Raw genomic sequence first — 8,036 nt, 5'->3', positions numbered from 1 at the left:
GCCGCCCCCCGGCGGCCTGGCCCCGGACCGCGCCGAGCGATCGCCCGCCGCCGGCCCGGGCGGCGAGCCCGCGAGCACACCGGCCACCCCGGCCACCCCGGCCGCCCCCGCCGCACCGAAGGCCCCGGCCGCCACCGGCAAGCCCAAGGCCCGGCCGCGCGCCCAGAAGCTGCTGGTCACCGCGGTGGGCGGAGCGCTCTTCGTGGGCGCCGCCGCCTACGGCACCGGCCTGATGCTCAACCAGGCGGACGTCCCGCGCGGCACCACCGTGCTGGGCACCGACATCGGCGGCGACAGCCGTGACCAGGCGATCCACCAGCTGGACGCCACCGTCGGCAAGGTCGGGCAGCAGCCGATACAGCTCAAGATCGGCGACCAGGCGCTGACCCTGGACCCGGCCACCGCCGGCCTCAGCTTCGACACCACCGCCACCGTGGACGGGCTGACCAAGCACAGCTACAGCCCCGGCGAGGTGATCGGCTCGCTGACCGGCGGCAGCAAGACGGTGCCGCCGGTGGTCCACGTGGACCGCGCCAAGCTCAAGGTGGCACTGGACGGCCTGGCGGCGAGCTCCGCGCACGGGCTCAAGGAGGGCTTCGTCCAGTTCAGCGAGACGGGCGACCCGACCGTGGTGCCGGGCCAGGCCGGGCAGGCGGTGGACGGCGCCGCGGCGGTCGACCAGGTGCAGCAGAGCTACCTGGACCGGGCGGCCGGCAAGAGCGACGGGCCGATAGCGCTGGCCGTCACGGCCGCGCAGCCCAAGGTCGCCCCGCAGGCCCTGCAGCAGGCCGCGGACGGCCTGGGCAAGGCGATCATGAGCGGCAAGGTGACGGTCACGGCCGGCACCGGGGCCGCGGCGAAGAAGTTCGTCCTCACCAGGGCGGTGACCGCCAAGGCGCTCACCCTGGCCCCTGACGCGAACGGCACGATCGGCCCCAAGTGGGACCTGGACCAGTTGAGTTCGGCGATCGGCGGGGTCTTCGACAAGACCAAGTTCCGCAAGAGCGACGGAACTCTGGCCCCGATCACGACCCAGGATGTGGCCGACGCAATCGCCACGGTCTACGACAAGAACAGCGATGCGGAACGCACTTACAAGTTTCGTGCCTGACCGCATGTGAGCATGTCAAGAAATCCGTAGGACTGGACCCCGGAACGCCCCGCGTTCCGGGGTCCAGTCCTGTTTCCCGGCGACATCACGCCAGTGGCGTGTAACTGACACGCGAGGTGGGCAGCACCTCTCCCGACGGATTCCAGGGAGGGCGCTAAAGGCTGACGAATAGTCGCCACCGGCGGCTTCCCGCCAAAACCGTCCGATAATCGGACGCTGAAAACCGGCTGGTAATCCCCTCAGATCCGGTCAAAACGGACAGGGTTATCTATGCGCGTCGACCCCACAAAGGTCGGTACGTCGCGTTCAGATACCGGTGTTACTAAGCCCTCGTTACGAACTTATGAACGCTGTTTGTCCCAGGATGTCCGTTTTAGACCGTCTCGCCAGGGGGCTGTCAAGTAGCTGAAAGCTACAAACTGATGGACATTCCAGAACGAAGCCAAAACCTACCGTCCAGCACCAGAGAAACTCTTGACGTTCGATAAACGAGTTGCGAGAGTCCGTTCGACCAACTTCTTCCTCGTTGCTGCTGCACAGACCACCGGCGGGAGCTTTCGCACCATGACGACGCCAACTGAGGACACGACGGAGACCGACCCGGTCCTCGTCGCGTCCGCTACAGGAGACGGCGGCAACAAGCCGGCCGCGCTCCTCGGGCGCACCCCGGGCCAGATTGCCTGGAGCCGCTTCAAGCGCAACCGCATCGGTGTGCTCTGCGCCGGGATCGTGATCTTCTACATCCTGGTCGCGATCCTCGCGCCGGTGATCACGAAGCTGTACGGCCAGTCGCCGTACGTCCCGTACGGGCTGCGCGACATGAGCCTCATCGACGACAACCAGGTGCCGATCGGCCCCGGTGGCGGGATGAGCGCCGAGCACTGGTTCGGCATCACGCCGGCCACCGGCTACGACGTCTTCGCCAAGCTGGTGTACGGCATCCGCACCTCGCTCGGCATCGGCCTGCTGGTCACGATCTTCTCCAGCATCATCGGCATCGCGATCGGTGTGGCCCAGGGCTACCTCGGCGGCAAGTTCGACTACTTCGTCGGACGCTTCACCGACCTGCTGCTCGGCCTGCCGACCCAGCTGTTCTTCATCGCGTTCACGCCGATCGTGCTGATCTGGTTCGTGCCCGCGAACCGCGAGACGCCGGTGTACATGCGCGTCATCGCGATCGTGCTGGTACAGACCTTCCTCGGCTGGATGGGCACCTCCCGTCTGCTGCGCGGTCTGGCCCTGAGCCTGCGCGAGCGGGAGTACGTCGAGGCCGCCAAGATCGCCGGTGCCTCCCCCACGCGCATCATCTTCAAGGAGCTGCTGCCGAACCTGGCCACCACGATCCTGGTCCAGGTGACGCTCACGCTGCCGGCCATGGTCACGGCCGAGGCCGGTCTCTCCTTCCTCGGCGTCGGCATGGTGGAGCCCACTCCGGACTGGGGCCTGATGTTCCAGGACGCGGTGAACAACTACCAGAACGACCTGACCTACCTTCTCTTCCCCGGTCTCTCGCTGATGATCTTCACCATCGCGTTCAACCAGTTCGGGGATGCGGTCCGGGACGCGCTCGACCCGAAGACCATCCGCTAGACCGTTCCACCCTGCTCAACCCCCGCACCACACCTGCACCACCCTGTACCCCCCAGTCCGGCCACCCCGGGGCAATGCCGCCCCGCCGGTCCGCGCTGGCCAGACCCAACATGACCAGTGACAGGTAGGAAGCAATGAGACTTCGCAAGGCAGCACTCGTGCCGGCGCTCGTGGCGGTCAGCGCTCTTTCGCTGACCGCGTGCGGTGGGGGCGGCACCAAGTCCACCGACGCCGGTGGCAACAAGGGTGCGACCTCGACCGTGGCGGACTTCGGCATCGGCCTGCCGGCCGACTCCGTCGGTCCGGCCAAGGACGTCCCCGGCGCCAAGCAGGGTGGCACCGCGCACGGCATCGAGGCCGCGGGCTTCGACTACCTGGACCCGAGCCAGCAGTACGTCAACGAGTACCAGGCCGTCGGCATGCTCTACAGCCGCCAGCTGACGAACTACAAGACCGACCCGGTCACCGGCAAGACCATCCTGGTCGGCGACCTCGCCACCGACACCGGTAAGACCACGGACGGCGGCAAGACCTGGACCTGGACGCTCAAGGACAACCTGAAGTTCGAGGACGGCACGCCGATCACCTCGAAGGACGTCAAGTACGCCGTCGAGCGTCTGTACGCCGACTACCAGACCCAGGGTCCGACCTACTTCCCGATCTGGCTGTCGGGCGCGGACTACAAGAAGGTCTACAAGGGTCCCGACGCGGGCGACCTGCCGGACACCGTCATCAGCACCCCGGATGACAAGACCGTCACCTTCCACTTCACCGACGCGCACACCGACGCCTCGTACGCGGCCGCGATGCCCAACATCACGGCCATCGAGAAGTCGATGGACACGAAGGACAAGTACAACTCCCACCCGGTCTCGATCGGTCCTTACAAGATCAAGGACTACCAGCCGGACAAGTCCCTGACCCTCGTGCGCAACGAGAACTGGGACCCGAAGAGCGACCCGATCCGCCACCAGTACGTGGACAGCTGGGTCTTCGAGCTCAACGTCCAGGTCCCCCAGATGACCCAGCGTCTGATGGGTGGCGCGGGCGACGACAAGAACGCGCTGAGCCTGACGGCGAACGCGGACGCGGCCCAGATCAAGACGATCCAGGCCGACCCGCAGTACACCTCGCGCACGATCAGCCAGTTCCAGCCGTACGTCGACACCTTCGACATCAACAACACCCGCGTCAAGGACGTCAACGTCCGCAAGGCGCTGGCGAAGGCCTTCCCGGCCGCCCAGGTGCAGCGTCTCCTCGGTGGCTCGACCACCGGTGACATCGCGGGCAACCTGGTCAGCCCGACCGTCTCCGGCTGGCAGAACACCGACCCGCTGGGCATCAAGGCCAACCCGAACGGTGACCCGGTCGCGGCCAAGAAGATCCTGACGGACAGCAACAACGTGGGCTACCACATCGTGCTGGCCTACTCGAACACCACCCGCTGGCAGAACATCTCGGCCGCGGTCCAGGACGCCCTGACCCAGGCCGGCTTCACGGTGGAGCGCAAGGAGATCGACCCGACCTCCTACTACACCCAGATCGGCAAGGTCGACAACGGCTTCGACCTGTACCGCACCGGCTGGGGCGCTGACTGGCCGGCCGGCTCGACGGTCATCCCGCCGACCCTGGACGGTCGCCTGATCGCCGACGGTGCGACGGACTACTCGCACTACAACAACCCGGCCATGAACGCCGAGATGGACCGGATCAGCAAGATCGAGGACCAGAAGGCCGCCGCCGCCGAGTGGATGAAGCTCGCGGACAAGATCCTCGCCACCGACGTGCCGAAGATCCCGGCTGCCTACGACAAGTTCTTCAACATCTACGGTGCCGGCCTGGGCGGTGTGGCCTACAACGCGGTTCTCGGCTGCATCGACGTCTCCAGCGTCTTCATCAAGTAAGTCCCGGATAGGCGCTGGCCTCCGGCTGGCTCCCCCGGACAGGGCCACCCACTACGGGTGGCCCTGTCCGGGCCACGTGTCGACCACCTGTGATCCAGGAGTCGCACAATCCATGACGTGGCCGCCGTAGGCGCCCTCACTCGGAAGAGCTCATCCCATGCTCCGATTTCTTGTCCGCCGGGCGCTCGGCGCGATCGTCATCATCTTCCTGCTGATCAGCCTGACCTTCTTCGCCTTCCACTCCGGAACGGTCGACCCGGCCCAGATGAACTGCCCCAAGGGCTGCACGCCGCAGCTACTGGAGCAGATCCGCCAGAACATGCACCTCACCGACTCGCTCGGCATGCAGTTCTGGCACTACATCAGCGGCCTGTTCGTCGGCCAGGACCTGGGCACCATCGGCATCTGCCACGCCCCCTGCTTCGGCTACTCGTACAACTCGCAGCAGTTCGTCTGGGACCGCATCTCGGCCAACTACCCGGCCACCTTCGTCCTGGCGATCGGCGGCGCGATCAGCTTCCTGTCCATCGGCGTGGGCCTGGGCATGCTCTCCGCCTGGAAGCAGGGCTCCGTGCTGGACCGGATCGCGAGCTCCATCTCGCTGATCGGCCAGTCCACCCAGATCTACTTCGTCGGCCCGCTGGCGATGGCGCTCTTCGTCTACAACCTGCAGTGGCTGGACCGCCCGCAGTACATCCCCTTCACCCAGGACCCGGTGGGCTGCTTCCTCGGGATGATCCTGCCGTGGCTGGTCATGTCGATCATCTTCTGGGCCAACTACACCCGCCAGGTCCGCTCGCTCATGCTCGAGCAGCTCTCCGAGGACCACATCCGGGCCGCCCGGGCCAAGGGCATGTCCAACCGCTACGTCTGGTGGCGTTACGCCCTGCGCGGCGCGATGGCCCCGATCATCACGATCTTCGGCATCGACCTGGGCGCCGTCTTCTCCGGCGCGATCATCACCGAGTACACCTTCGGCATCCACGGCCTGGGCTTCCTCGCGGTGAAGTCGGTCAACTCGGCCGACATCAACCTCGAGCTCGGCGTGCTGATCTTCAGCTCGGTCGCCATCCTGCTCTTCAACATCATCGTCGACGCTGCTTACGCTCTCCTCGACCCCCGGGTTCGGCTGTCGTGACGCCCGCCGCCCCCTTGATCGTCCTGCTCCACCCCGCCCTCGAGGAGATCCGACCGTGAGCACCCTCACCAAGTCCGAGGCCGTCCCTGCACCCCAGGCCGGCTCCGCCTTCCTCTCGGTGCGTGACCTGCGTGTCCGCTTCCGCACCGAGGACGGCATCGTCAACGCCGTCAACAACCTCAGCTTCGACCTGCAGCAGGGCAAGACCCTGGGCATCGTCGGTGAGTCGGGCTCCGGCAAGTCGGTGTCCAACCTGGCCGTGATGGGCCTGCACAACCCGCGGAACACCACCATCGAGGGCTCCATCACCCTCGAGGGCCAGGACCTGCTGCGCACCTCGCAGAAGGACATGGAGAAGCTGCGCGGCAACAAGCTGGCGATGATCTTCCAGGACGCGCTCGCCGCGCTCTCGCCGTACTACACGATCGGCCGGCAGATCGCCGAGCCGTTCATGAAGCACACCGGCGCGAACAAGAAGGAGGGTCGCGACCGCGCGATCGAGATGCTGCGCCGGGTGGGCATCCCGCAGCCGCAGACCCGCGTGGACGACTTCCCGCACCAGTTCTCCGGCGGTATGCGCCAGCGCGCCATGATCGCGATGGCCCTGGTCTGCGACCCGCAGCTGCTGATCGCCGACGAGCCGACCACCGCGCTCGACGTGACCGTGCAGGCGCAGATCGTCGACCTGCTGAAGGACCTCCAGCAGGAGAGCGGCACCTCGATCATCTTCATCACCCACGACCTCGGCGTGATCCGTGAGATCGCCGACGACGTGCTGGTGATGTACGCGGGCCGGGCCGTCGAGCGCGGCACCATGCGCGAGGTGCTCAAGACCTCCCAGCACCCCTACGGCTGGGGCCTGTTGAGCTCCATCCCGCGCATCAACGCCTCGGTCGACGTCCCGCTGGACCCGATCCCGGGCACCCCGCCGTCGCTGCTGAACCCGCCGTCCGGCTGCGCCTTCCACCCGCGGTGCACGTACCGTGAGCTGGTGACCGGCGACAAGTGCGTCACCGAGCGCCCGGCGCTGGAGCTGGCCAACGGCCACCTCTCGGCCTGCCACCTCACCCCCGCGCAGAAGCAGTCCATCCTCACCGAGCAGATCCTGCCCCGGCTGAGCAGCTGAGCCTCGGTAAAGGAGCCAAGGAAATCCCATGAGCGCAGAGCAGACCCTGAGCGGGCCCCTCTCCCCGGCCCCCGCCGCCGGCACGCCGATGCTGGAGGTCAACGGCCTCACCAAGCACTTCCCGGTGATGGGCGGCTTCCCGTTCAAGCGCCAGGTCGGCGCCGTGCAGGCGGTCGACGGTGTGAGCTTCAACGTCAGCGCGGGCGAGAGCCTGGGCCTGGTCGGCGAGTCCGGCTGCGGCAAGTCGACCACCGGTCGGCTGCTCACCCGCCTGCTGGAGCCGACCGGCGGCTCGGTGAAGTACCTGGGCCAGGACATCACGCACGCCTCCCGCAAGGAGCTGGCGCCGATCCGGTCCGAGATCCAGATGATCTTCCAGGACCCGTACTCCTCGCTGAACCCGCGGCACACCGTCGGCACCATCATCACCAACCCGATGGAGATCAACGGGATCAACCCGCCCGGCGGCCGCGCCGCCCGGGCCAAGGAGCTCCTGGAGATCGTCGGCCTCAACCCGGAGCACTACAACCGCTTCCCGCACGAGTTCTCCGGCGGCCAGCGCCAGCGCATCGGGGTGGCCCGCGCGCTCGCCCTCAACCCGAAGCTGATCGTCGCCGACGAGCCGGTCTCCGCGCTCGACGTCTCGATCCAGGCGCAGGTCGTCAACCTGCTCCAGGGCCTGCAGCGCGAGATGGGCATCGCCTTCGTCTTCATCGCGCACGACCTCTCGATCGTGCGGCACTTCTCGCAGCGCGTCGCGGTCATGTACCTCGGCAAGATCGTCGAGATCGCCGACCGTGACTCCCTGTACGAGCGGCCCCGCCACCCGTACACCCACGCGCTGCTCTCGGCCGCGCCGGACGCCGACCCGGACAACGTGACGCTCGAGCGGATCCGCCTCACCGGCGACGTCCCCTCGCCGCTGAACCCGCCGTCGGGCTGCCGCTTCCGCACCCGCTGCTGGAAGGCGCAGGAGAAGTGCGCGACGGAGGAGCCGCCGCTGATCCAGCTCGGCGGCAGCGGCAGCGGTCACCTGACCGCCTGCCACTTCCCCGAGGACGCCGACGCCGCCGCCCGGCGCGCCGGTGAGGGTGTCCCCGCGCCGCGTCCGACCCAGGACTGACCCAGGACGGCACAGGCGCACAGTCGCACGCCGAGGGCCCCGGA

The 8,036-nt window shown here is 67.4% G+C and carries 5 protein-coding genes and 1 pseudogene; all 6 read left to right on the top strand.

Features of this window, described 5'->3' with window-relative positions; all coding sequences use genetic code 11:
- Positions 1-1,111 (top strand): annotated as a pseudogene (locus ABD323_RS26180) (hypothetical protein); the annotation flags it as partial.
- Between the two features lie 564 nt (positions 1,112-1,675).
- On the top strand, positions 1,676-2,701 hold the full coding sequence (locus tag ABD323_RS26175) for an ABC transporter permease (protein ID WP_344444419.1): 1,026 nt from the start codon (positions 1,676-1,678) through the stop codon (positions 2,699-2,701).
- Between the two features lie 134 nt (positions 2,702-2,835).
- Entirely contained in the window at positions 2,836-4,605 is a 1,770-nt protein-coding gene (locus tag ABD323_RS26170; protein ID WP_344444418.1) for an ABC transporter substrate-binding protein, read from the top strand.
- A 157-nt stretch (positions 4,606-4,762) separates the two neighbouring features.
- Positions 4,763-5,743 carry an ABC transporter permease gene (locus tag ABD323_RS26165; protein WP_344444417.1) on the top strand — a complete coding sequence of 327 codons (981 nt, stop codon included), beginning with the start codon at positions 4,763-4,765 and terminating at the stop codon, positions 5,741-5,743.
- Between the two features lie 55 nt (positions 5,744-5,798).
- Positions 5,799-6,869 (top strand): ABC transporter ATP-binding protein, encoded by a 1,071-nt coding sequence (locus ABD323_RS26160; RefSeq protein ID WP_344444416.1) that lies wholly within the window; start codon positions 5,799-5,801, stop codon positions 6,867-6,869.
- Between the two features lie 28 nt (positions 6,870-6,897).
- Positions 6,898-7,992, top strand: coding sequence for an ABC transporter ATP-binding protein (locus tag ABD323_RS26155; protein WP_344444415.1), 1,095 nt, complete (start codon positions 6,898-6,900; stop codon positions 7,990-7,992).
- Positions 7,993-8,036: the final 44 nt, after the last annotated feature.

The sequence above is a fragment of the Kitasatospora nipponensis genome, assembly GCF_039528135.1.
GTDB classification, from domain to species: Bacteria; Actinomycetota; Actinomycetes; order Streptomycetales; family Streptomycetaceae; genus Kitasatospora; species Kitasatospora nipponensis.
Note: the sequence above shows the minus strand (reverse complement) of the source record. Positions and strands in the feature narration are given on the sequence as shown.